The organism is Streptomyces sp. NPDC096105 (genome assembly GCF_044763335.1).
Classification (GTDB): domain Bacteria; phylum Actinomycetota; class Actinomycetes; order Streptomycetales; family Streptomycetaceae; genus Streptomyces.
The window spans coordinates 215,703-236,116 of record NZ_JBIWGC010000009.1; the positions used below are offsets into that span (position 1 = coordinate 215,703).

Below are 20,414 nucleotides of genomic sequence, written 5' to 3' on the forward strand. Positions count from 1 at the left end.
TGCTCGCCGGGCCGGATACCCTGGAGGGCAGCCCAGTCCGCCCCCGACCTCGAGGACCGACGCCACCGTGTTCGATACCCTCTCCGACCGCCTCAGCGCGACTTTCAAAAACCTCCGCGGCAAAGGCAGGTTGTCCGAGGCGGACATCGACGCCACGGCGCGTGAGATCCGCATCGCCCTCCTGGAAGCGGACGTGGCCCTGCCGGTCGTCCGGGCGTTCATCAAGAACGTCAAGGAGCGTGCGCTCGGCGCCGAGGTCTCCAAGGCGCTCAATCCGGCCCAGCAGATCATCAAGATCGTCAACGACGAGCTCGTCCAGATCCTCGGCGGCGAGACCCGCCGCCTCCGCTTCGCCAAGCAGCCCCCGACCGTGATCATGCTCGCGGGTCTGCAGGGCGCCGGCAAGACCACCCTCGCGGGCAAGCTCGGCAAGTGGCTCAAGGACCAGGGCCACTCCCCGCTGCTGGTCGCCGCCGACCTCCAGCGCCCCAACGCCGTCAACCAGCTCAGCGTGGTCGCCGAGCGGGCCGGCGTCGCCGTCTACGCGCCCGAGCCGGGCAACGGCGTGGGCGACCCGGTAAAGGTCGCCAAGGACTCCCTCGAGCACGCCCGGTCCAAGGTCCACGACATCGTGATCGTGGACACCGCCGGCCGCCTGGGCATCGACCAGGAGATGATGCAGCAGGCCGCGGACATCCGGGACGCGGTCTCGCCCGACGAGATCCTCTTCGTCGTCGACGCGATGATCGGTCAGGACGCGGTCAACACCGCCGAGGCCTTCCGCGACGGCGTCGGCTTCGACGGCGTGGTGCTCTCCAAGCTCGACGGTGACGCGCGCGGTGGCGCCGCCCTGTCGATCCGGCAGGTCACCGGCAAGCCGATCATGTTCGCGTCCAACGGTGAGAAGCTCGACGACTTCGACGCCTTCCACCCGGACCGGATGGCCTCCCGCATCCTCGACATGGGTGACCTGCTCACCCTGATCGAGCAGGCGGAGAAGACGTTCAGCCAGGAAGAGGCCGAACGGATGGCCTCCAAGCTGGCGTCGAAGAAGGGCCAGGACTTCACCCTGGACGACTTCCTCGCCCAGATGGAGCAGGTCCGCAAGATGGGCTCCCTCTCCAAGCTGCTCGGGATGCTCCCGGGCATGGGGCAGATCAAGGACCAGATCAACAACCTCGACGAGCGGGACGTGGACCGCACCGCCGCGATCATCAAGTCGATGACGCCCGGCGAGCGCCAGGACCCGACGATCATCAACGGCTCGCGCCGCGCTCGTATCGCCAAGGGTTCCGGTGTCGAGGTCAGCGCGGTGAAGAACCTGGTCGAGCGGTTCTTCGAGGCGCGGAAGATGATGTCCCGCATGGCTCAGGGCGGCGGCATGCCGGGGATGCCCGGGATGCCGGGGATGCCGGGCATGGGCGGCGGTCCCGGCCGCGGCAAGAAGAAGCAGAAGCAGGCCAAGGGCAAGCAGCGCTCGGGCAACCCGATGAAGCGCAAGCAGCAGGAGCAGGAGGAGGCCGCGCGGCGCGCCGCGGCGGCCCAGGCCGGCAACGCCTTCGGTCTGCCGCAGCAGGGCGGCAAGGACTTCGAGCTGCCCGACGAGTTCAAGAAGTTCATGGGCTGAGACCCGCGCACGGACGCCGCGGGGGCGCCTTCCTCGTCCGAGGAGGCGCCCCCGCGGCGTCCGTGGCCGAGCCCGTCAGGGCACGCGCGCGACGAGGTACCGGAACACGTTCGGCATCCACACGGTGCCGTCGGCCCGCTGGTACGGGTGGAGGGCCTCGGTCAGTTCCTTGTCGACCTGCACCTGGTCGGTGGCGGTGATCGCCGGGTCGAACAGGCCCGTCGACCTCAGGCCCCGCACGGCGCTGTCCGCGTCCGCGTAGCCGAAGGGGCAGGCGACCCGGCCGGAGCCGTCCGGCCGCAGGCCCGCGCGTTCGGCGACCCGCTCCAGGTCGTCCCGTTCGGTGGGGCGCCAGGCGTCCGCGCCGCGCAGCGGCTCCGCCAGCTTGGCGGCCACCCGCAGCACCGACGTGGTGGCGCAGCGCTCGGGCGGGCCCCAGCCGGCCAGCACCACGGCCGCCCCGCGTCCGGCCAGCGGCAGCGCCTCGGCGAGCAGCTCGCCCAGTCCCTCCGCGTCGCCCGCGAGGCACCCGATCGGTTCGAAGGCGGTCACCACGGTGTACCCGGTGGCGTCGGCACGGGCCGCCTCGGCGGGGGAGCCCTGCACGATCCGGGTGCCCGTGTGCGCGTGGGCGTCCCGCTCGTCCGGCAGCAGGCGTTCCCGTGCGAGGGCCAGCCGGTCGGACGAGGTGTCCACGCCGGTGATCGCCGCCCCGCGGGAGGCCGCCATCAGCAGGGCCAGTCCGGAGCCGCAGCCGAGGCCCAGCAGCCGGGTCGCCGGACCCACGTCGAGTCGCTCGTACACCGCCTCGTAGAGCGGTACGAGCATCCGCTCCTGTATCTCGGACCAGTCACGCGCGCGTGCCCGCAGGTCCACGCGCGGGGCCGTCCCCGTGCGCGACGGGTGCTGCCGCACGAGCGTAGGTGTCATAGGTAAGCGCCCCAATCAGCCGAGAAGTTGCCGCGGTCCTCGTTTCCCTGGCCCCCGTGCAGTGCGCCCGCACACCCCCCGTATGCCAGGAAACTCCGCCCTCGACGTGTCGTCCAGTGGAAGGGGGCGGCCGTTCGGCAGTTGCTCATGCCAGTGGCAAGAATTCACCTTCCGGTAATCAGGGGGCCGTTCGGTCCGTCACGGCGGAGTCGTTCCGCGGAACGTTCCGGCCAACGGCGACGGAGCGCCGGGGTCCGGAGGGAGGGGCGGTTCGCGGCGCCGGGGGCGGACCCGGTAGGTTCTGCGGTCACGGCGTTCCGGGTGAACCGGACGCCGCCTCCCGCCGCGAGGGCGGCCGAAAGGGCCCTTGCGCGTCCGAGGGGCGCACGCGCACCGGCGCGTGCAGACCGGATACACGCGGGGGCGTACGTCAGCCTACGCACCACCTTGCGGTGAGCTGCGAGGCTTCTCCGCAGATCAGCGCACCCGTGTTCGTCAGGACGCATCAGCGGCAACTGACGGGTACGTGCAAATTATTTGGGATGCCCCGGAATCGGAACACAGAGGCACCCCGGCTCGTTGTCATTACGTGAGCACGACACAGACACCACCTGTTCTCGCCGCAGAGCTGGCACAGGCGTGGGCCGACATTCAGCGGTACCACCCCGAACTGCCCGATCTCGCCGCGCCCGAGTCCCTGATCGGAGAGTCGTCGTCCGCGTGCGGGCACGAACTCTCCTTCGAGCGACTGCTGCACGAGGCAGTCCACGGCATCGCCGCCGCGCGCGGCGTGCGCGACACATCCCGAGCCGGCCGGTACCACAACCGCAGGTTCCTGGCCATCGCCGAGGAGCTGGGGCTGGACCACCCCGAGGAGCCGCACCCGAGCAGCGGCTTCTCGCTGGTCACGCTCACTCCCGAGGCGAAGCGCCGCTACCGCCCGACGACGGAGCGTCTCCAGCGTGCCCTCAAGGCCCACACCGCGGCGACCGCGGGCGACACCGCCCGCAGCTTCCGCGGTCCGGCCGCGCGGCACGGCTCGTCCGGCGGCGGCGTGCGCGTCAAGGCGGTCTGCGACTGCGGCCGCAACGTGCGCGTCGTCCCGTCGGTGCTGGCGCAGGCGCCCATCGTCTGCGGCGGCTGCGGAAAGCCGTTCCGGATCCCGGAAGTCGTCGCGGCGAGCTGAGGCCCCGGCACCTCGTGGGTGCCGGGGCCCGGCCCCGCCGGCCGCCGGACGCACCCGGCGCGGAAGCAGCGCGCGCCGGGTGCCGCTCCGTCGTGCCCACGTGCCCTCGCCCCGGGGCCGTCCGGCCCCTCAGGGTGTGGCACAATGGCTAGCTGTACTCGACAGCCGCACAGGACCCCTCTCTCCTCCGGCTGACGCGTCCATCGGGCACTCGGGTACCGCAACCCCACGCGGCTCACTCGCCGTGCCCCACCACGTCAAATCCAGGAGAACCCACTCCCGTGGCAGTCAAGATCAAGCTGAAGCGTCTGGGCAAGATCCGTTCGCCTCACTACCGCATCGTCGTCGCCGACTCCCGTACCCGCCGTGACGGCCGGGCCATCGAGGAGATCGGCAAGTACCACCCGACGTACAACCCGTCGGTGATGGAGGTCGACGCCGAGCGTGTGGCGTACTGGCTCTCCGTCGGCGCCCAGCCGACCGAGCCCGTGCTCGCCATCCTGAAGAAGACCGGCGACTGGCAGAAGTTCAAGGGCGAGCCCGCCCCGGCGCCTCTGCTGCAGCAGCCCGAGAAGCCCGCCCGCCCGTCCTTCGAGGCCATCGGCGGCGAGGACGAGGGCAAGGGTGAGGCCATCACCCAGAAGAAGAAGGCTGAGAAGAAGGACGAGGCCGCTGCTGAGTCCTCTTCGTCTGCGTCGACCGAGGCCTGAGCATGCTCGAGGAGGCTCTCGAGCACCTCGTGAAGGGCATCGTCGACAACCCTGACGATGTGCAGGTCGCCTCGCGCAACCTGCGCCGCGGTCGCGTGCTCGAGGTCCGGGTCCACCCGGACGACCTCGGCAAGGTGATCGGCCGCAACGGCCGCACCGCGCGCGCTCTGCGCACCGTCGTGGGCGCCATCGGCGGCCGCGGTGTCCGCGTCGACCTCGTCGACGTGGACCACGTCCGCTGACGCCGCAAGCAGCACCGGCTCGGGCCGGGGAGGGCCACTGGGCCGTCCCCGGCCCGCAGTCGTATGACAGGAGAACGAACACAGTGCAGCTGGTAGTCGCTCGTATCGGCCGCGCCCACGGCATCAAGGGCGAGGTCACCGTCGAGGTCCGCACCGACGAGCCGGAGCTGAGGCTCGGCCCCGGCGCCGTGCTGGCCACCGACCCGGCCTCCACCGGGCCGCTGACCATCGCGAGCGGCCGGGTGCACAGCGGCCGCCTGCTGCTGCGCTTCGAGGGCGTCCACGACCGCAACGGCGCCGAGGCCCTGCGCAACACCCTCCTCATCGCCGACGTCGACCCCGAGGAACTGCCCGAGGGCGAGGACGAGTACTACGACCACCAGCTGATCGACCTCGACGTCGTCACCGAGGACGGCGAGGCGGTCGGCCGGATCACCGAGATCTCCCACCTGCCCACCCAGGACCTCTTCGTCGTCGAGCGCCCGGACGGCACCGAGGTGTTCGTGCCCTTCGTCCAGGAGATCGTCACCGAGATCGACCTGGAGGAGCAGCGCGCGGTCATCGACCCGCCGCCCGGTCTGATCGACGACCGCGCCGAGGTCGCCTCGTCCCGGGACGCCACGGAATCCGGGGACGACGCCTGATGCGGCTCGACGTCGTCACGATCTTCCCCGAGTACCTCGACCCGCTGAACGTCTCCCTCGTCGGCAAGGCGCGCGTCCGCGGACAGCTCGACGTGCACGTCCACGACCTGCGCGACTGGACGTACGACCGGCACAACACCGTCGACGACACCCCGTACGGCGGCGGTCCCGGCATGGTCATGAAGACCGAGCCCTGGGGGGACGCGCTGGACTCGGTGCTGGCGGACGGCTACGAGCGCGGTGCGGGCGAGCCCGCCCTGATCGTCCCCACCCCGAGCGGCCGCCCCTTCACCCAGGAACTCGCCGTCCACCTCTCCGGGCGGCCCTGGCTGATCTTCACCCCGGCCCGTTACGAGGGCATCGACCGCCGCGTCGTCGACGAGTACGCCACCCGCATGCCGGTGTACGAGGTGTCCATCGGCGACTACGTCCTGGCCGGCGGCGAGGCCGCGGTCCTGGTCGTCACCGAGGCGGTGGCGCGGCTGCTCCCGGGCGTCCTCGGCAACGCCGAGTCGCACCGCGACGATTCCTTCGCCCCCGGCGCCATGGCCAACCTGCTGGAGGGCCCCGTCTACACCAAGCCGCCGTCCTGGCGCGGCCGGGAGATCCCGGACGTGCTGCTCAGCGGCCACCACGGGAAGATCGCCCGCTGGCGGCGCGACGAGGCGCTGCGGCGGACCACCGCCCACCGCCCCGACCTCGTCGAACGCTGCGAACCCGAGGCCTTCGACAAGAAGGACCGGGAGATGCTGTCCATCCTCGGCTGGGAACCGGACCCCGAAGGGGAGCCGTACGGCCGATTTTGGCGCAGGACCGGCGGCGTGGAAGAATAGGCCGCTGTTGTGCGCCGTCCGGCGAGCGCCCCTGCCGCAGGGGGACACGACGCCCGCCCCGAACCGCACAGCCCGATCCCGAACCTAGTTGCCGTTGATGACCTGCGGCATCAGCGAAGAAAGCAGACGACATGTCTCACCTGCTCGACTCCGTCGACTCCGCGTCGCTCCGCAGCGACGTCCCGGACTTCCGTCCCGGCGACACCGTCAACGTCCACGTGCGCGTCATCGAGGGCAACCGCTCCCGTGTGCAGCAGTTCAAGGGCGTGGTGATCCGCCGCCAGGGTTCCGGCGTGCGCGAGACCTTCACGGTCCGCAAGGTCTCCTTCTCCGTCGGCGTCGAGCGCACCTTCCCGGTGCACACCCCGATCGTGGAGAAGATCGAGCTCGTCACCAAGGGTGACGTCCGCCGCGCCAAGCTGTACTACCTCCGTGAGCTCCGCGGCAAGGCCGCGAAGATCAAGGAGAAGCGCGAGAACTGAGCGCTTTACCGGCGTCACATCGCGGCCGGATAGCATCTGGCCCCGATGGACACCGAAGCACAGCCGACGGAGCGCGACCGCTCCCTCCCCCCGGACCCCGAGGACTCCTCGGGCGCGCCGGGGCCGGAGGGGCGGTCGCGTTCCGCGTTGGTGTCGCGCCTCACGGACCGGCTGCCCGGCGGGCGGATCACGCTGACCCTGCTGCTCTGCCTGCTGTTCCTGCTGGCGGTCAACACGTTCGTGGCGCGGCCCTTCGAGATCCCGAGCGGATCGATGGAGAAGGGACTGACGGTCGGCGACCGCGTTCTCGTGAACAAGCTGGCGTACCGCTTCGGCGACGGGCCGGACCGCGGCGACGTGATCGTGTTCGACGGCGCCGGGTATTTCGGTGACGCCGACTACATCAAACGGGTCGTCGGGGTGGGCGGGGACCACGTGGTCTGCTGTGACGCGGAGGGGAGGATCCGGGTGAACGGCCGGTCGGTCGACGAGTCGGGCTTCCTGTTCCCCGGTGACAGCCCCTCCACGGTGCGGTTCGACGTGGTCGTGCCCGAGGGGCGGCTGTTCGTCCTCGGCGACCACCGCAGCAACTCCAGTGACTCGCGTGACCGTCTCGGGTCGCCCGGTGGCGGGATGGTGCCGGTCGAGGACGTCATCGGGCGCGCCGAGGGCGTCGTGTGGCCGTTCGGCCGCGCCGGCCTTCTGGAGCCGACGGACGCGTACGCGGGGGTGCCGGCGGGGGAGGCATCCGCGCGACCGGGGGCGGCGGGGGTCGCGGGGGCGGCCGGTGGGTCCGGGCGTGCTTCCGGGGCGGGCGTGGCCGGTGGGTCCGGGCGTGCCTCCGGGGCGGGCGTGGCCGGTGGGTCCGGGCGTGCCTCCGGGGCGGGCGTGGCCGGTGGGTCCGGGCGTGCCTCCGGGGCGGGCGTGGCCGGTGATTCCGCGGGCGTGCGGGAGACGGCCGAGGCTTCCGCGGGGGTGCGGGAGGCGGACGCGGCCGCACCGGCGGGGGGCGGTCATGGGTAACCGAGGCAAGCCCCGCGGCGTGCCGGCGAGCGCCGCCGAGAACCTGCTGCCCACCGGGGCCCGCCGGGCCGTCACCCCCTCCTCCGGCCGTACCCGCGCCGAACGGCGCAAGCTCCAGCGCAAGGTCAAGCGCCGCCGCAGGCGCAGCGCAGTCAAGGAGATCCCGCTCCTCATCGGCGTCGCCGTCCTGATCGCGCTGGTGCTGAAGACGTTCCTCGTGCAGGCGTTCGTCATCCCGTCCGGTTCCATGGAGCAGACGATCCGGATCGGCGACCGCGTCCTCGTCGACAAGCTCACCCCCTGGTTCGGCTCCAGGCCCGAGCGCGGCGACGTCGTCGTGTTCAAGGACCCCGGCGGCTGGCTCCAGGACGAGCGGACCGCGCCGAAGGCGGAGGACCCGGCCGGCATCAAGCAGATCAAGGAGGGCCTCACCTTCATCGGTCTGCTGCCGTCGGACAACGAGAAGGACCTGATCAAGCGGGTCGTCGGGGTCGGCGGCGACCGCGTCCAGTGCTGCGACACCCAGGGCCGCGTCACCGTCAACGGCGTCCCGCTGGACGAGGACTACCTCTATCCCGGCAACGCCCCCTCGCTGACGCCCTTCGACGTCACCGTGCCGGAGGGCCGGCTGTGGGTGATGGGCGACCACCGCGCGAACTCCGCGGACTCCCGTTCCCACCAGGACACCGACTACGGCGGCACCGTGTCCGAGGACGAGGTGGTGGGCCGGGCCGTGGTCATCGCCTGGCCGCTCGGCCACTGGAGCACGCTCGACGAGCCCACGACGTACGCCTCCGTGTCCGACTCGGCGCCGGGGTCGATCGCCGGCGCGCCGACGTCGCATAGGGTTGCCCCGGACGATCCCGGCCAACGTGAAGAGATGGTCCAGCTCCCGAGCCCTGCGGAACTCCCGCTCGTTATGGGAGTGGTGGGCCTGCGCCGGGCATGGCGCGGGCGGCGGCAGAGAGTGAGGAGTCGGCGTGGGGGATGTGGCGGTGGGCGCACGGTCCGGTCAGGGTGGCGAGGAGCCCCGCGGAGGCTCCGCGGGGCCGGGCGAACCGGGCGCGGGACACGCCGCGTTCTCCGGGAGTGACGAGCGTGCGGTCGAGGACGGCGGAGTGAACGAGGACGGGACGCGGACCGGCGGCCAGGAGCCGGACGGCTCGGAGCAGGACCGGCCGAAGAAGCAGCAGCGCTCCTTCTGGAAGGAGCTGCCGATCCTCATCGGCATCGCGCTCGTCCTGGCGCTGCTGATCAAGACGTTCCTCGTGCAGGCGTTCTCGATCCCCTCCGACTCGATGCAGAACACCCTCCAGCAGGGTGACCGGGTCCTGGTCGACAAGCTGACCCCGTGGTTCGGCTCCGAGCCCGAGCGCGGCGAGGTCGTCGTCTTCCACGACCCCGACAACTGGCTGGCGGGCGAGCCGACCCCCGACCCCAACGCGCTGCAGGAGGCTCTCAGCTTCATCGGCCTGATGCCGTCCGCGGAGGAGAAGGACCTGATCAAGCGGGTCATCGGCGTCGGCGGCGACACGGTCGAGTGCAAGGGCACCGGCCCGCTGAAGGTCAACGGCAAGGCGCTGAACGAGCCGTACGTGTACCCGGGCAACACCCCGTGCAGCCAGGACGACCAGGGCGGCCAGTTCAAGGTGAAGGTGCCCGAGGACCACATCTGGGTCATGGGCGACCACCGGCAGAACTCCCGGGACTCCCGCTACAACACGGCCGACAGCAACCAGGGCTTCGTCCCCGTCGACAAGGTCGTCGGCCGCGCCGTGGTCATCGCCTGGCCGATCAACCGCTGGACCAACCTGCCCGTCCCGGACACCTTCGACCAGCCCGGCCTGGACACCCCGGCGCAGAACGCGGCGGCCCTGACGGTCGCGCCGCCCGCGGTCGCGCTGGCCGGCGCGGTGCCGTTCGTGCTGTGGCGGCGCCGTCGCGCCTGACAGCGGGGCGCGGGGAGGGCTGACCCGCCCGCGTACCGCCGGGGTAGGGTGCCGCCCATGAGCGGTCAGAGCACGACGCGTACGGTCCCGGGCAGCGGCGGCTCCGGCACGGCACGGGCCGGCCGGACCGGACAGGTGCTGTCCAACGTGGCCGTCGTGCTCGGGCTGGTGCTGTTCCTCGGCGGGTTCGCCTGGGGAGCGGTGGTCTACCGGCCGTACACCGTGCCGACCACCTCGATGGCCCCGACGATCGGCGCCGGCGAGCGGGTGCTGGCCGAGCGCATCGACGGCGGCGAGGTCCGCCGCGGCGACGTCGTCGTGTTCACGGACGCGACCTGGTCGAACGCGCCCATGGTGAAGCGGGTCGTCGCCGTCGGCGGCGACACCGTCTCCTGCTGTGAGAACGGCAAGCTCACGGTCAACGGCAAGGAGATCGAAGAACCGTATCTCCCCGAGGACCCGATGGCGCGGTCCGCCGTCTTCCCCGAGGTGACCGTGCCGAAGGGCCGCCTGTTCCTGCTCGGCGACGAGCGCTCCGGCTCGGTCGACTCCACGGCTCACCTGACCGACGCCGCCGGCGGCACGGTCTCCCGCGACGCCGTCCGGGCCCGGGTGGACGCCGTGGTCTGGCCGATGGACGGCATGCTCGCCAAGCCCACCGGCTTCGAACAGCTCGGCCCCCTCTCCACGTCCGGACCGCTGCCGACCGTGCTCGCCGCGGTGACCGGTGGCGCGGTGCTGGTGCTCGGGGGCGCCGCCTACGGGCCGCTGGCCAAGCGCGCGGCCGCGTCCCGGGCCCGGAACGCGGCGGGGAGCACCGGTGGCCGCTGAACCCGCGCCGACGGCGCCGGACACCTGTGCGGGCGGGTTGCGCAGGGTCGCCCGGGTGGTCCTGCTCGACCCGCGGGACCGCATCCTGCTGCTGCACGGCCACGAACCGGACGACCCCGGCACCGACTGGTGGTTCACCCCCGGCGGCGGCGTGGAGGGCGACGAGACCCGTGAACAGGCCGCCCTCAGGGAACTCGCCGAGGAGACCGGCATCACCGACGTCGACCTCGGCCCCGTGCTGTGGCGGCGGCGCTGCTCCTTCCCGTTCGCGGGCCGCCAGTGGGACCAGGACGAGTGGTACTACCTGGCCCGTACGACGCAGACGGCGACCGCGGCCACGGCCCTGACCGAGCTGGAGCGGCGCAGTGTCGCGGGAGCGCGCTGGTGGACCTGCCCGGAACTGCTCGACGCCCGTGAGACGGTGTATCCGACCAAGCTCGCCGGGCTGCTGCGGAAGCTGCTCGACGACGGCCCCCCGGCCGCGCCCGTGACCCTGGACACCGAAATCGTCCGGTGACTCCCGGGACTGGCGCACAATGGTGGGATCGCACGGCTGAAGGGGAACATGCCATGAGCGCCGAGGACCTCGAGAAGTACGAGACCGAGATGGAGCTGAAGCTCTACCGGGAGTACCGCGATGTCGTCGGTCTGTTCAAATACGTGATCGAGACCGAACGGCGTTTCTACCTCACCAACGACTACGAGATGCAGGTCCACTCGGTCCAGGGCGAGGTGTTCTTCGAGGTCTCCATGGCGGACGCCTGGGTCTGGGACATGTACCGGCCCGCCCGCTTCGTGAAGCAGGTGCGCGTACTCACGTTCAAGGACGTGAACATCGAGGAGCTCAACAAGAACGATCTGGAGCTGCCGAGCGGGTGAGGTCACCCTTGTGGGTGGCGGGGTTGTCCACAGTCGTCCGGTTGTGCACGTGACGCGGCGGGAACCGGCGGGGGTGCGTGACGGTTGGCGCCGGAGGTGGTGCCGGCATGGACGCACGGCAGGACACGGAGCAGGTACGCGGTCGCGGGGTGGCGGCCCAGGCAGAGCCGGGCCGCGGAGGGCCGCAGGAACGCGGCGGGCGGGCCCGCGGCGCGCTCGGGAGGTACGGGGAGACGCTGGCCGCCCGGCGGCTCACCCAGGCCGGGATGACGGTGGTGGCGCGCAACTGGCGCTGCGGCCGGACCGGCGAGATCGACATCGTGGCGCGGGACGGCGACGCCCTGGTCGTCTGCGAGGTGAAGACCCGCCGCACCGGTTCCTTCCAGCACCCCATGGCGGCTGTCACGCCGGCCAAGGCGAGCCGGCTGCGCGGTCTGGCGGAACGCTGGCTCCAGGAACACGGGGGAGCCCCGCCCGGCGGCGTCCGCATCGACCTGGTCGGCGTGCTGCTCCCGAGACGCGGCGCTCCCGTCGTCGAGCACGTCAGGGGGGCGGCCTGACATGGGATTCGCCCGTACGTGTTCGGTGACCCTCGTCGGCGTCGAGGGCGTTGTCGTCGAGGTGCAGGCCGACCTGGAGCCGGGAGTCGCCGCGTTCACGCTGGTGGGGCTGCCGGACAAGAGCCTGACGGAGAGCCGGGACCGGGTCAGGGCCGCCGTGGTCAACTCCGGCGGCGAGTGGCCGCAGAAGAAGCTCACCGTGGGACTGAGCCCGGCGTCGGTGCCGAAGGCCGGCAGCGGCTTCGACCTCGCTGTCGCCTGCGCGGTGCTCGGCGCCGCCGAGCGGATCGACCCCCGCGTTCTCTCCGACATCGTGATGATCGGCGAGCTGGGGCTGGACGGTCGGGTGCGGCCGGTGCGAGGCATCCTCCCGTCGGTGCTGGCCGCGGCGGATGCGGGCTTCGAGCAGGTGGTGGTGCCCGAGTGCGCCGCCGCCGAGGCCGCCCTGGTGCCGGGCGTGTCCGTGCTGGGCGTGCGCAGCCTGCGCCAGCTCATCGCGGTCCTCACCGACGAACCGGTGCCCGACGAGGATCCCTTGGAGCCGGAGCGGCCCGACCCCCTGATGGCAGGACTGCGCGATCCCGGCAGCGGAGCGGTCACGGCCATGAGCGGCGGCCCGGGCCGGTACGACCAGGGGCACGACCTCGCCGACGTCGTGGGCCAGCACGCGGCGCGCACGGCGGTCGAGGTGGCCGCGGCGGGCGGACACCACCTGTTTCTCGAGGGCCCGCCCGGTGCCGGGAAGACGATGCTCGCGGAGCGGATGCCGTCCGTCCTGCCGCCGCTGGACCGGCAAGCCTCCCTGGAGGTGACGGCGGTGCACTCGGTGGCGGGTCTGCTGCCGCCGGGCCGGCCGCTGATCGACACCGCGCCCTACTGCGCGCCGCACCACTCGGCCACCATGCAGGCCCTCGTCGGCGGCGGTCCGGGGACGGCCCGGCCGGGAGCGGTGTCCCTGTCGCACCGAGGCGTGTTGTTCCTGGACGAGACCCCCGAGTTCAGCAGCAAGGCGCTGGACGCCCTGCGCCAGCCGCTGGAGGCGGGGCACGTGGTCATCGCGCGCAGCGCGGGCGTCGTGCGCTTTCCGGCGCGCTTCCTCATGGTGCTCGCGGCCAACCCGTGCCCCTGCGGCCGGTTCTCCCGCACCGACGACCGGTGCGAGTGCCCGTCCTCGGCCATCCGCCGCTACCAGGCCCGGCTCTCCGGACCGCTGCTCGACCGGGTCGACCTGCGGGTCGAGGTCGATGCCGTCACCCGTGGCGCGCTGACGGCGGCGGGCGCCCGGGGCGAGGCCACCGCCACGGTCGCCGACCGGGTGCGCTCGGCCCGGGACCGCGCCGCCGCGCGGTTCCACGGCACCCCCTGGCGCCTCAACAGCGAGATCCCCGGGCGTGAACTGCGCAGCCGCTGGCAGGCCGCACCGGGCGCCATGGACGAGGCCGAGCGCAGCCTGGAGCGGGGCGTGCTGACTGCGCGGGGGCTCGACCGGGTGCTGCGGGTCGCCTGGACCGTCGCCGACCTGGCCGGCCACGACCGCCCCGACGCCGGTGACGTCGCCCTCGCCCTGCAGCTGCGCACGGGCGTCCCGCGCGGGGTGCCGATGACGATCGGGGCGGGGGTATGAGCCAGGCGAGCGGGCCGCACGGTCCGACCGAACCGGCCGAACCGGCCGGGTCGACGGGTCCCACGGGGCTCACGGGGCTCACCGAGTCGACCGGATCACCGGGGCCGACCGGCCCGACCGCACCGGGCGGTCCCCTCGGCCGCGTCTTCCTCACCCGCGTCCTCGAACCCGGTGACGAGGCCGGCGGGCGTTGGGTGCGTGAACTCGGTGTGGATGCCGTGGTGCGGCGGCTGAGGCAGGGCGGGGAGCCACTGCCGGGCGTCAGCGCCAAGCGGTGGGCCGGGCTGCTGGCGAGGGCCGAGCGGGCCGACCCGCGCCGGGATCTCGCCGTCGCACGGGACGCCGGCGTGCGGTTCGTGAGTCCCGGGGACGCCGAGTGGCCCCGCCAGCTCGACGACCTCGGGGACGCCCGCCCGCTCGGCCTGTGGGTGCGCGGCAGCGCGGACCTGCGGATGTGGGCGCTGCGATCCGTCGCCCTCGTCGGCGCCCGCGCCTGCACCGAGTACGGCGCGTTCATGGCCGCCACCCTCGCGGCGGGACTCGCGGAGAAGGGCTGGATCGTCGTCTCCGGCGGCGCCTACGGCATCGACGGCGCCGCCCACCGCGGGGCGCTCGGCGCGGGCGGCGCGACCGTCGCCGTGCTCGCCTGCGGGGTGGATCGTCCCTACCCGCGCGGACACGCCGGGCTGATCAACCGTATCGCCGAACAGGGGCTGGTGGTCGGCGAGTTGCCGCCGGGCGAGCATCCGACGCCCAGTCGATTCATCCTCCGCAACCGCGTGATCGCCGCCCTCACGCGGGGTACGGCCGTCGTGGAGGCAGCCCACCGCAGCGGCTCCCTGGTGACCGTCCGCGCCGCCCGCCGCCTGGGACGCCACACGATGGGGGTGCCGGGCCCGGCCACCAGCGGCCTCTCCGCCGGGGTGCACGAACTGCTCCGGCAGGACGCCGTCCTGGTCACCGCCGCCGACGAGATCGTCGAACTGGTCGGCGACATGGGCGAGCTCGCACCGGAGCGCAGGGGGCCGGTCCTGCCCCGCGACCTGCTGGACCCGGCGGTCCGCCAGGTCCTCGCCGCGCTGCCGGCCCGCGGGGCGGCCCGCCCGGACGACGTCGCCCGCACGGCGCAGACCACGCCGGACGACGCGATCGCGAAGTTGTACGAGCTCCGAGCACTTGGTTACGTCGAACGACACGGCGACGGCTGGAAGTTGACGCGCCAGGCGATGATCTCGCTCCGGGCCGGTGCCGATGTCCGTTGACACAGCGTGTTCGGCCGTCCGGGGGAACCCCGACACGCCGTGGAAAATACGCCGGTTGGGGTATCCGGGTGATCACGCAGAGCGACGGATGTGCCCCGGCGGGACGGCCCCCGGAACGTATCTGCGCACGGCTCGGCCCCCGTTCTTCGCACACCGCGACGCCGTAGTCACGCTACGCTCACGAGGGCCCAGACACGGACAGGCCAGAACAGACATCGGACAGACAACGCGACCAGGCAGTACCAGCCCACGGCAGAACGGCACTAGGCGACGAATGCCCCAGCACACCTCCGGGTCCGACCGGGCGGCGATCCCCCCAGCCGCCCGCGACGGTGGCAGCGTGCGGCCGCCCGCTCCCTCGACGCTCGACGAGCTGTGGCGGTCGTACAAGGCGACGGGGGACGAACGTCTGCGGGAGCAGTTGATCCTGCACTACTCGCCGCTGGTGAAGTACGTCGCCGGCCGGGTCAGCGTGGGTCTGCCGCCCAACGTCGAGCAGGCGGACTTCGTCTCCTCCGGGGTCTTCGGGCTGATCGACGCGATCGAGAAGTTCGACGTCGACCGCGAGATCAAGTTCGAGACGTACGCGATCACCCGCATCCGCGGCGCGATGATCGACGAACTGCGGGCGCTGGACTGGATCCCCCGCTCGGTACGGCAGAAGGCGCGCAACGTGGAGCGCGCCTACGCCACCCTCGAGGCGCGGCTGCGGCGCACGCCGACGGAGAACGAGGTCGCCGCCGAGATGGGCATCACCGTCGGCGAACTGCACGCGGTGTTCAGCCAGCTCTCGCTCGCGAACGTCGTCGCCCTGGAGGAGCTGCTGCACGCCGGCGGCGACGGGGGCGACCAGCTGAGCTTCATGGACACCCTGGAGGACACCGCTGCCGACAACCCGGTGGAGGTCGCCGAGGACCGGGAGCTGCGCCGCTTCCTGGCGCGGGCCATCAACACCCTGCCCGAGCGCGAGAAGACCGTGGTCACGCTGTACTACTACGAGGGCCTCACGCTGGCCGAGATCGGCAACGTCCTGGGCGTGACCGAGAGCCGGGTCAGCCAGATCCACACCAAGTCCGTGCTCCAGCTGCGCGCCAAGCTGGCGAGTTTCGGCCGCTGAGCCCGGCGGTGGCCGCGATGACCGGCCGGCCCGACCCCTGGCCGCCGTGGGCGGGGCATCCGTAAAGTGGACGACGTGCCAAGGATTCGAGCGGCCTCCGTGGCCGAGCACCGGTCGATGCAGCGAGCCGCCCTGCTGGACGCGGCACGCTCCCTGCTGTCCGAGGGCGGTACGGAGGCGCTGACCTTCCCGGCCCTCGCCGAGCGCACGGGCCTCGCCCGGTCCTCCGTGTACGAGTACTTCCGCTCGCGGGCGGCCGTCGTCGAGGAGCTGTGCGAGGCCGACTTCCCCGTCTGGGCGGCCGAGGTCGAGGCGGCGATGGCGGACGCCGAGGGCCCCGAGGGCAAGATCGAGGCGTACGTCCGCAAGCAGCTGGAACTGGTGGGGGACCGTCGGCACCGCGCGGTCGTCGCGATCTCCGCGAGCGAACTGGACGCCGGCGCCCGCGAGAAGATCCGCGCGGCCCACGGCGGACTCATCGCCATGATCGTCGAGGCGCTCGCCGAGCTGGGGCACACCGAGCCGCGCCTCACCGCCATGCTGCTCCAGGGCGTGGTCGACGCCGCCGTGCGCCGCATCGAGCTGGGGGCGGCGGAGCACCCCGACGTGATCGCCCGGGCGGCGGTCTCCCTGGCGCTGGGCGGCGTCCGGGGCTGACGTCCGGCGCTCGGATCCCGGAGCCTGCCGGCCCGTACCGGAGCCTGGAAGCCCTCAGGGCAGGGGCACCCCGAGCACCGGGAGGAGCCGGGACGGACCCCGGTGGAGCAGCCACGGGGGCAGCAAGGAGAGCGGGTCCAGGTAGCTTTCGCCCCGCAGCAGACCCCAGTGCACGCACGGGGCCGCGCAGTGGGAGCCCCCCGCCTCCACCGTGCCGACCACCTCGCCCGCCGTCACCTCCGCGCCCTGGGGCACCGAGGCGCGCACGGGTTCGTAGGTGGTGCGCAGCGGCGGATCGCCGGTGCCGGCGAGTTCCACCGAGACGACGCCCTTCCCGGCCACCCGGCCCGCGAACGACACCCGGCCGTCCGTCATCGCCCGTACCGGAGTCCCCGGAGCCGCCGCGAGATCGACGCCCCGGTGCCCGGGCCCGTAGACGGTCGCCGGCGGTTCCCAGCCGCGCAGCACCTGGGGGCGTACCCCCACCGGCCAGGTACGGGCGATGGCCGGAACGGCGTCGTCCGCGGCTCGGCGCGCGCCCCCGCCGGCCGGCGGTGAAGGCGGTGACGCCACGTCCTCCGTCCCCGCCGCGAACAGCCGTGACGCCGGCGGCGCCAGCAGTGCCGCCACGGTCAGGGCCACCACCAGCACCAGCCGTACACACCGCCAGGTCCGGCCGTCCCGCCCGCTCCGGTCGTCCCGTTCACGCCACCCACGTCCCTCGTTCCATCCCTGTCGTCGCATGGCGGAAGCGTCTCCCGAGGACGTGATCCCCGCCGGACCTGTGGACGGCCACCCGGGCTGTGGACAACGGCGTCACCCGGCACCCCGCGGGTCCCGTACACTTCTGGTGGCGACCCGGGCCACCGGGTCGACTTCGCACGCCCCGACATCGGGACCGGTCACGGCCGTGGCCCGGTGTCAGCGCCCCTCGGTCCTTCGTGGCACGGCGCGTCGTGGGCGTCAGGCGCGGGAGCCGTCCGGCACCCGCGGCACAACCGAGCAATTCAAGGAGATACGGCCATGGCCGTCGTCACGATGCGGGAGCTGCTGGAGAGCGGCGTCCACTTCGGTCACCAGACCCGTCGTTGGAACCCGAAGATGAAGCGCTTCATCTTCACCGAGCGCAACGGCATCTACATCATCGACCTGCTCCAGTCGCTGTCGTACATCGACCGCGCCTACGAGTTCGTCAAGGAGACCGTGGCCCATGGCGGCACGGTCATGTTCGTCGGCACGAAGAAGCAGGCGCAGGAGGCCATCGCCGAGCAGGCCACCCGCGTCGGCATGCCCTACGTCAACCAGCGCTGGCTGGGCGGCATGCTCACCAACTTCTCGACCGTCTACAAGCGCCTGCAGCGCCTCAAGGAGCTCGAGCAGATCGACTTCGAGGACGTGGCCGCCTCCGGCCTCACCAAGAAGGAGCTGCTGGTCCTCTCCCGCGAGAAGGCGAAGCTGGAGAAGACCCTCGGCGGTATCCGCGAGATGCAGAAGGTGCCCAGCGCCGTCTGGATCGTGGACACCAAGAAGGAGCACATCGCGGTCGGCGAGGCCCGGAAGCTCAACATCCCGGTCGTCGCCATCCTCGACACCAACTGCGACCCCGACGAGGTCGACTACAAGATCCCGGGCAACGACGACGCGATCCGCTCCGTCACCCTGCTCACCCGCGTGATCGCCGACGCCGTGGCCGAGGGCCTCATCGCCCGCTCCGGCGGCGGCGAGGGCAAGGGCGAGAAGGCCGCCGGTGAGCCGCTGGCCGAGTGGGAGCGCGACCTGCTCGAGGGCGAGAAGAAGGCCGAGGAGGCCGCTCCGGCCGCCGAGGGCGAGAAGCCGGCCGAGGAGCCCGCTGCCGAGGCGCCCGCCGCCGAGGCCCCGGCCGCCGAGGCCCCGGCCGAGCAGGCCTGACCCCTCCGTCAGAGCCGATGACGGCGGGAGCGGTGACATGACGTCCGCTCCCGCCGTTCACCCGTAGACCGGCGGTGGCCCGGGACCTGTCCGCGCGGCGGTCCCGCCCCGCCGATCTTCGAACCTCCAGACTTCGAGAAAGATTCACAGACTCATGGCGAACTACACCGCCGCCGACGTCAAGAAGCTCCGGGAGCTCACCGGCGCCGGCATGATGGACTGCAAGAAGGCGCTGGACGAGGCCGACGGCAACGTCGACAAGGCCGTCGAGGCGCTCCGCATCAAGGGCCAGAAGGGCGTCGCCAAGCGCGAGGGCCGCTCCGCCGAGAACGGCGCCGTGGTCTCGATCATCGCCGACGACAACTCCTCCGGTGTCCTCGTCGAGCTGAAGTGCGAGACGGACTTCGTCGCCAAGGGCGAGAAGTTCCAGGCCGTGGCCGCCGCCATCGCCGAGCACGTCGCCAAGACCTCTCCGGCCGACCTCGAGACCCTGCTCGCCTCCGAGATCGAGGCCGGCAAGACCGTCCAGGCGTTCGTGGACGAGGCCAACGCCAACCTGGGCGAGAAGATCGTCCTGGACCGCTTCGCGCAGTTCGCCGGCGGCTACGTGACGGCGTACATGCACCGCACGATGCCCGACCTGCCCCCGCAGATCGGTGTGCTCGTCGAGCTGGACAAGCCCAACGCCGAGATCGCCAAGGGCGTCGCCCAGCACATCGCCGCCTTCGCGCCGAAGTACCTCTCCAAGGACGACGTCCCGGCCGAGGTCGTCGAGTCCGAGCGCCGCGTCGCCGAGGAGACCACCCGCGCCGAGGGCAAGCCCGAGGCCGCCCTGCCGAAGATCGTCGAGGGTCGCCTCAACGGCTTCTTCAAGGACGCCACGCTGCTCGGCCAGCCCTACGCGCTGGACAACAAGAAGTCCGTCCAGAAGGTCCTGGACGAGGCCGGTGTCACCCTGAAGCGCTTCACGCGCATCAAGGTCGGCATCTGAGTCCGCACCGCGACGGGCGCGCGACCCCGATAGGGTCGACAGCAGTCGTTCGGACACGCGTCCACGCACGCGCGCGTGCCGGGCGACAGCAGATCTGACGAGGAGGCCATTGCCGCATGGGATGCGAACCACGCCCCACCGGCAATGGCCTTCTTCGTATGTGCAACACGTGAAAGAGGCGGGATTCGACCATGACGACCAAGGCTGAGAAGAGCGACGACGGCAAAGTGCGCGGCCGGTTTCTGCTGAAGCTGTCCGGAGAGGCCTTCTCCGGGGGCGGAGGCCTGGGCGTCGATCCCGACGTGGTGCACGCCATCGCACGCGAGATCGCGGCCGTCGTACGGGACGGCGCGCAGATCGCGATCGTGATCGGCGGCGGCAACTTCTTCCGCGGAGCCGAGCTCCAGGTGCGCGGCATGGACCGCGCCCGCTCCGACTACATGGGCATGCTCGGCACCGTGATGAACTGCCTCGCCCTCCAGGACTTCCTGGAGAAGGAGGGCGTCGACTGCCGCGTGCAGACCGCCATCACCATGGGCCAGGTCGCCGAGCCCTACATCCCGCTGCGTGCCGTGCGCCACCTGGAGAAGGGCCGCGTGGTCATCTTCGGCGCCGGTATGGGCATGCCGTACTTCTCCACCGACACCACCGCCGCCCAGCGCGCCCTCGAGATCGACGCCGAGGCGCTCCTCATGGGCAAGAACGGTGTCGACGGGGTCTACGACTCCGACCCCAAGACCAACCCGGACGCCGTCAAGTTCGACGCCCTCGGCTACGGCGAGGTCATCACCCGGGACCTGAAGGTCGCCGACGCCACGGCCGTCACGCTCTGCCGTGACAACAGCCTGCCGATCGTCGTGTTCGAACTCCTGAAGGAGGGCAACATCGCCCGCGCCGTCAAGGGTGAGAAGATCGGCACGCTGGTGGGCGACCAGGCCGGGCACAACTGACCGGGGGAT

The 20,414-nt window shown here is 72.1% G+C and carries 22 protein-coding genes and 1 pseudogene; 21 read left to right on the forward strand and 2 right to left on the reverse strand.

Translation table 11 applies throughout. The features are described from left to right. Positions 1-67: 67 nt before the first annotated feature. The gene (gene ffh / locus ACIQ8B_RS17160) at positions 68-1,627 is read left to right on the forward strand and encodes a signal recognition particle protein (RefSeq protein ID WP_106412239.1); all 1,560 of its coding nucleotides are present in this window, start codon (positions 68-70) and stop codon (positions 1,625-1,627) included. A gap of 75 nt (positions 1,628-1,702) precedes the next feature. Here the strand turns inward: ffh and ACIQ8B_RS17165 are convergent, their stop codons facing one another. Further along, positions 1,703-2,557, reverse strand: coding sequence for a methyltransferase domain-containing protein (locus tag ACIQ8B_RS17165; RefSeq protein ID WP_403547641.1), 855 nt, complete (start codon positions 2,555-2,557; stop codon positions 1,703-1,705). A gap of 589 nt (positions 2,558-3,146) precedes the next feature. On the opposite strand from ACIQ8B_RS17165, the gene ACIQ8B_RS17170 reads away from it, so the two are divergent. The 17 genes and pseudogenes from ACIQ8B_RS17170 (at position 3,147) to ACIQ8B_RS17250 (ending at position 16,556) form a co-directional block, all read left to right on the forward strand. After that, on the forward strand, positions 3,147-3,743 hold the full coding sequence (locus ACIQ8B_RS17170; RefSeq protein WP_033275912.1) for a hypothetical protein: 597 nt from the start codon (positions 3,147-3,149) through the stop codon (positions 3,741-3,743). Between the two features lie 281 nt (positions 3,744-4,024). After that, positions 4,025-4,453: a 30S ribosomal protein S16 gene (rpsP, locus tag ACIQ8B_RS17175; protein ID WP_106412237.1), complete on the forward strand. Its 429-nt coding sequence runs from the start codon at positions 4,025-4,027 to the stop codon at positions 4,451-4,453. A 2-nt stretch (positions 4,454-4,455) separates the two neighbouring features. Further along, positions 4,456-4,695 (forward strand): RNA-binding protein, encoded by a 240-nt coding sequence (locus ACIQ8B_RS17180; protein ID WP_003973401.1) that lies wholly within the window; start codon positions 4,456-4,458, stop codon positions 4,693-4,695. An 83-nt stretch (positions 4,696-4,778) separates the two neighbouring features. Beyond that, a complete protein-coding gene (gene rimM / locus ACIQ8B_RS17185) occupies positions 4,779-5,339 on the forward strand; it encodes a ribosome maturation factor RimM (RefSeq protein WP_403547644.1) in 561 nt (186 codons plus the stop codon). After that, positions 5,339-6,172: a tRNA (guanosine(37)-N1)-methyltransferase TrmD gene (gene trmD, locus ACIQ8B_RS17190; RefSeq protein WP_403547646.1), complete on the forward strand. Its 834-nt coding sequence runs from the start codon at positions 5,339-5,341 to the stop codon at positions 6,170-6,172. The genes rimM and trmD overlap by 1 nt, the downstream gene beginning before the upstream one ends. Before the next feature lie 131 nt (positions 6,173-6,303). Continuing rightward, a complete protein-coding gene (gene rplS / locus ACIQ8B_RS17195; RefSeq protein ID WP_106412234.1) occupies positions 6,304-6,654 on the forward strand; it encodes a 50S ribosomal protein L19 in 351 nt (116 codons plus the stop codon). Between the two features lie 45 nt (positions 6,655-6,699). Continuing rightward, a pseudogene (gene lepB, locus ACIQ8B_RS17200) lies at positions 6,700-7,443 on the forward strand (signal peptidase I); the annotation flags it as partial. A 226-nt stretch (positions 7,444-7,669) separates the two neighbouring features. Then, on the forward strand, positions 7,670-8,770 hold the full coding sequence (gene lepB / locus ACIQ8B_RS17205) for a signal peptidase I (protein WP_403547648.1): 1,101 nt from the start codon (positions 7,670-7,672) through the stop codon (positions 8,768-8,770). Beyond that, entirely contained in the window at positions 8,658-9,626 is a 969-nt protein-coding gene (lepB, locus tag ACIQ8B_RS17210) for a signal peptidase I (RefSeq protein WP_403547650.1), read from the forward strand. Before lepB (ACIQ8B_RS17205) ends, lepB (ACIQ8B_RS17210) begins: the two co-directional genes overlap by 113 nt. 57 nt (positions 9,627-9,683) lie before the next feature. Then, positions 9,684-10,457: a signal peptidase I gene (gene lepB / locus ACIQ8B_RS17215; protein ID WP_403547652.1), complete on the forward strand. Its 774-nt coding sequence runs from the start codon at positions 9,684-9,686 to the stop codon at positions 10,455-10,457. After that, positions 10,447-10,974, forward strand: coding sequence for an NUDIX hydrolase (locus ACIQ8B_RS17220; RefSeq protein ID WP_290006626.1), 528 nt, complete (start codon positions 10,447-10,449; stop codon positions 10,972-10,974). The genes lepB (ACIQ8B_RS17215) and ACIQ8B_RS17220 overlap by 11 nt, the downstream gene beginning before the upstream one ends. Before the next feature lie 53 nt (positions 10,975-11,027). Then, on the forward strand, positions 11,028-11,336 hold the full coding sequence (locus ACIQ8B_RS17225; RefSeq protein ID WP_194040121.1) for a DUF2469 domain-containing protein: 309 nt from the start codon (positions 11,028-11,030) through the stop codon (positions 11,334-11,336). Positions 11,337-11,443: 107 nt separating this feature from the next. Beyond that, positions 11,444-11,896, forward strand: a complete 453-nt coding sequence (locus ACIQ8B_RS17230; RefSeq protein ID WP_403547655.1) for a YraN family protein — start codon at positions 11,444-11,446, stop codon at positions 11,894-11,896. Between the two features lies 1 nt (position 11,897). Beyond that, a complete protein-coding gene (locus tag ACIQ8B_RS17235) occupies positions 11,898-13,520 on the forward strand; it encodes a YifB family Mg chelatase-like AAA ATPase (protein WP_403547657.1) in 1,623 nt (540 codons plus the stop codon). Next, a complete protein-coding gene (dprA, locus tag ACIQ8B_RS17240; protein ID WP_403547659.1) occupies positions 13,517-14,782 on the forward strand; it encodes a DNA-processing protein DprA in 1,266 nt (421 codons plus the stop codon). The genes ACIQ8B_RS17235 and dprA overlap by 4 nt, the downstream gene beginning before the upstream one ends. Before the next feature lie 274 nt (positions 14,783-15,056). Further along, a complete protein-coding gene (gene whiG / locus ACIQ8B_RS17245) occupies positions 15,057-15,899 on the forward strand; it encodes an RNA polymerase sigma factor WhiG (RefSeq protein ID WP_028961759.1) in 843 nt (280 codons plus the stop codon). A gap of 99 nt (positions 15,900-15,998) precedes the next feature. Beyond that, positions 15,999-16,556: a TetR/AcrR family transcriptional regulator gene (locus tag ACIQ8B_RS17250; protein ID WP_290006812.1), complete on the forward strand. Its 558-nt coding sequence runs from the start codon at positions 15,999-16,001 to the stop codon at positions 16,554-16,556. Between the two features lie 54 nt (positions 16,557-16,610). Here ACIQ8B_RS17250 and ACIQ8B_RS17255 read toward each other — a convergent pair whose 3' ends face one another. Beyond that, a complete protein-coding gene (locus tag ACIQ8B_RS17255; RefSeq protein WP_403547661.1) occupies positions 16,611-17,300 on the reverse strand; it encodes a M23 family metallopeptidase in 690 nt (229 codons plus the stop codon). 279 nt (positions 17,301-17,579) lie between these two features. Here ACIQ8B_RS17255 and rpsB point away from each other — a divergent pair, with 279 nt between their 5' ends. From rpsB to pyrH, 3 genes are all read left to right on the forward strand, one after another. Next, a complete protein-coding gene (gene rpsB, locus ACIQ8B_RS17260; RefSeq protein WP_403547663.1) occupies positions 17,580-18,464 on the forward strand; it encodes a 30S ribosomal protein S2 in 885 nt (294 codons plus the stop codon). Between the two features lie 154 nt (positions 18,465-18,618). Then, positions 18,619-19,455, forward strand: a complete 837-nt coding sequence (tsf, locus tag ACIQ8B_RS17265; protein ID WP_290006612.1) for a translation elongation factor Ts — start codon at positions 18,619-18,621, stop codon at positions 19,453-19,455. Between the two features lie 191 nt (positions 19,456-19,646). Beyond that, positions 19,647-20,405, forward strand: a complete 759-nt coding sequence (gene pyrH / locus ACIQ8B_RS17270; protein WP_106412224.1) for a UMP kinase — start codon at positions 19,647-19,649, stop codon at positions 20,403-20,405. Positions 20,406-20,414: the final 9 nt, after the last annotated feature.

Excerpts from the sequence above, each read along its gene's own strand:
- ACIQ8B_RS17165 (WP_403547641.1), bottom strand. The coding sequence starts at position 2,557 with ATGACACCTACGCTCGTGCGGCAGCACCCGTCGCGCACGGGGACGGCC.
- ACIQ8B_RS17180 (WP_003973401.1), top strand. The coding sequence starts at position 4,456 with ATGCTCGAGGAGGCTCTCGAGCACCTCGTGAAGGGCATCGTCGACAAC.
- trmD (WP_403547646.1), top strand. The coding sequence starts at position 5,339 with ATGCGGCTCGACGTCGTCACGATCTTCCCCGAGTACCTCGACCCGCTG.
- rplS (WP_106412234.1), top strand. The coding sequence starts at position 6,304 with ATGTCTCACCTGCTCGACTCCGTCGACTCCGCGTCGCTCCGCAGCGAC.
- lepB (WP_403547648.1), top strand. The coding sequence starts at position 7,670 with ATGGGTAACCGAGGCAAGCCCCGCGGCGTGCCGGCGAGCGCCGCCGAG.
- lepB (WP_403547652.1), top strand. The coding sequence starts at position 9,684 with ATGAGCGGTCAGAGCACGACGCGTACGGTCCCGGGCAGCGGCGGCTCC.
- ACIQ8B_RS17225 (WP_194040121.1), top strand. The coding sequence starts at position 11,028 with ATGAGCGCCGAGGACCTCGAGAAGTACGAGACCGAGATGGAGCTGAAG.
- ACIQ8B_RS17230 (WP_403547655.1), top strand. The coding sequence starts at position 11,444 with ATGGACGCACGGCAGGACACGGAGCAGGTACGCGGTCGCGGGGTGGCG.
- ACIQ8B_RS17235 (WP_403547657.1), top strand. The coding sequence starts at position 11,898 with ATGGGATTCGCCCGTACGTGTTCGGTGACCCTCGTCGGCGTCGAGGGC.
- dprA (WP_403547659.1), top strand. The coding sequence starts at position 13,517 with ATGAGCCAGGCGAGCGGGCCGCACGGTCCGACCGAACCGGCCGAACCG.
- whiG (WP_028961759.1), top strand. The coding sequence starts at position 15,057 with ATGCCCCAGCACACCTCCGGGTCCGACCGGGCGGCGATCCCCCCAGCC.
- ACIQ8B_RS17255 (WP_403547661.1), bottom strand. The coding sequence starts at position 17,300 with ATGCGACGACAGGGATGGAACGAGGGACGTGGGTGGCGTGAACGGGAC.
- rpsB (WP_403547663.1), top strand. The coding sequence starts at position 17,580 with ATGGCCGTCGTCACGATGCGGGAGCTGCTGGAGAGCGGCGTCCACTTC.
- tsf (WP_290006612.1), top strand. The coding sequence starts at position 18,619 with ATGGCGAACTACACCGCCGCCGACGTCAAGAAGCTCCGGGAGCTCACC.
- pyrH (WP_106412224.1), top strand. The coding sequence starts at position 19,647 with ATGACGACCAAGGCTGAGAAGAGCGACGACGGCAAAGTGCGCGGCCGG.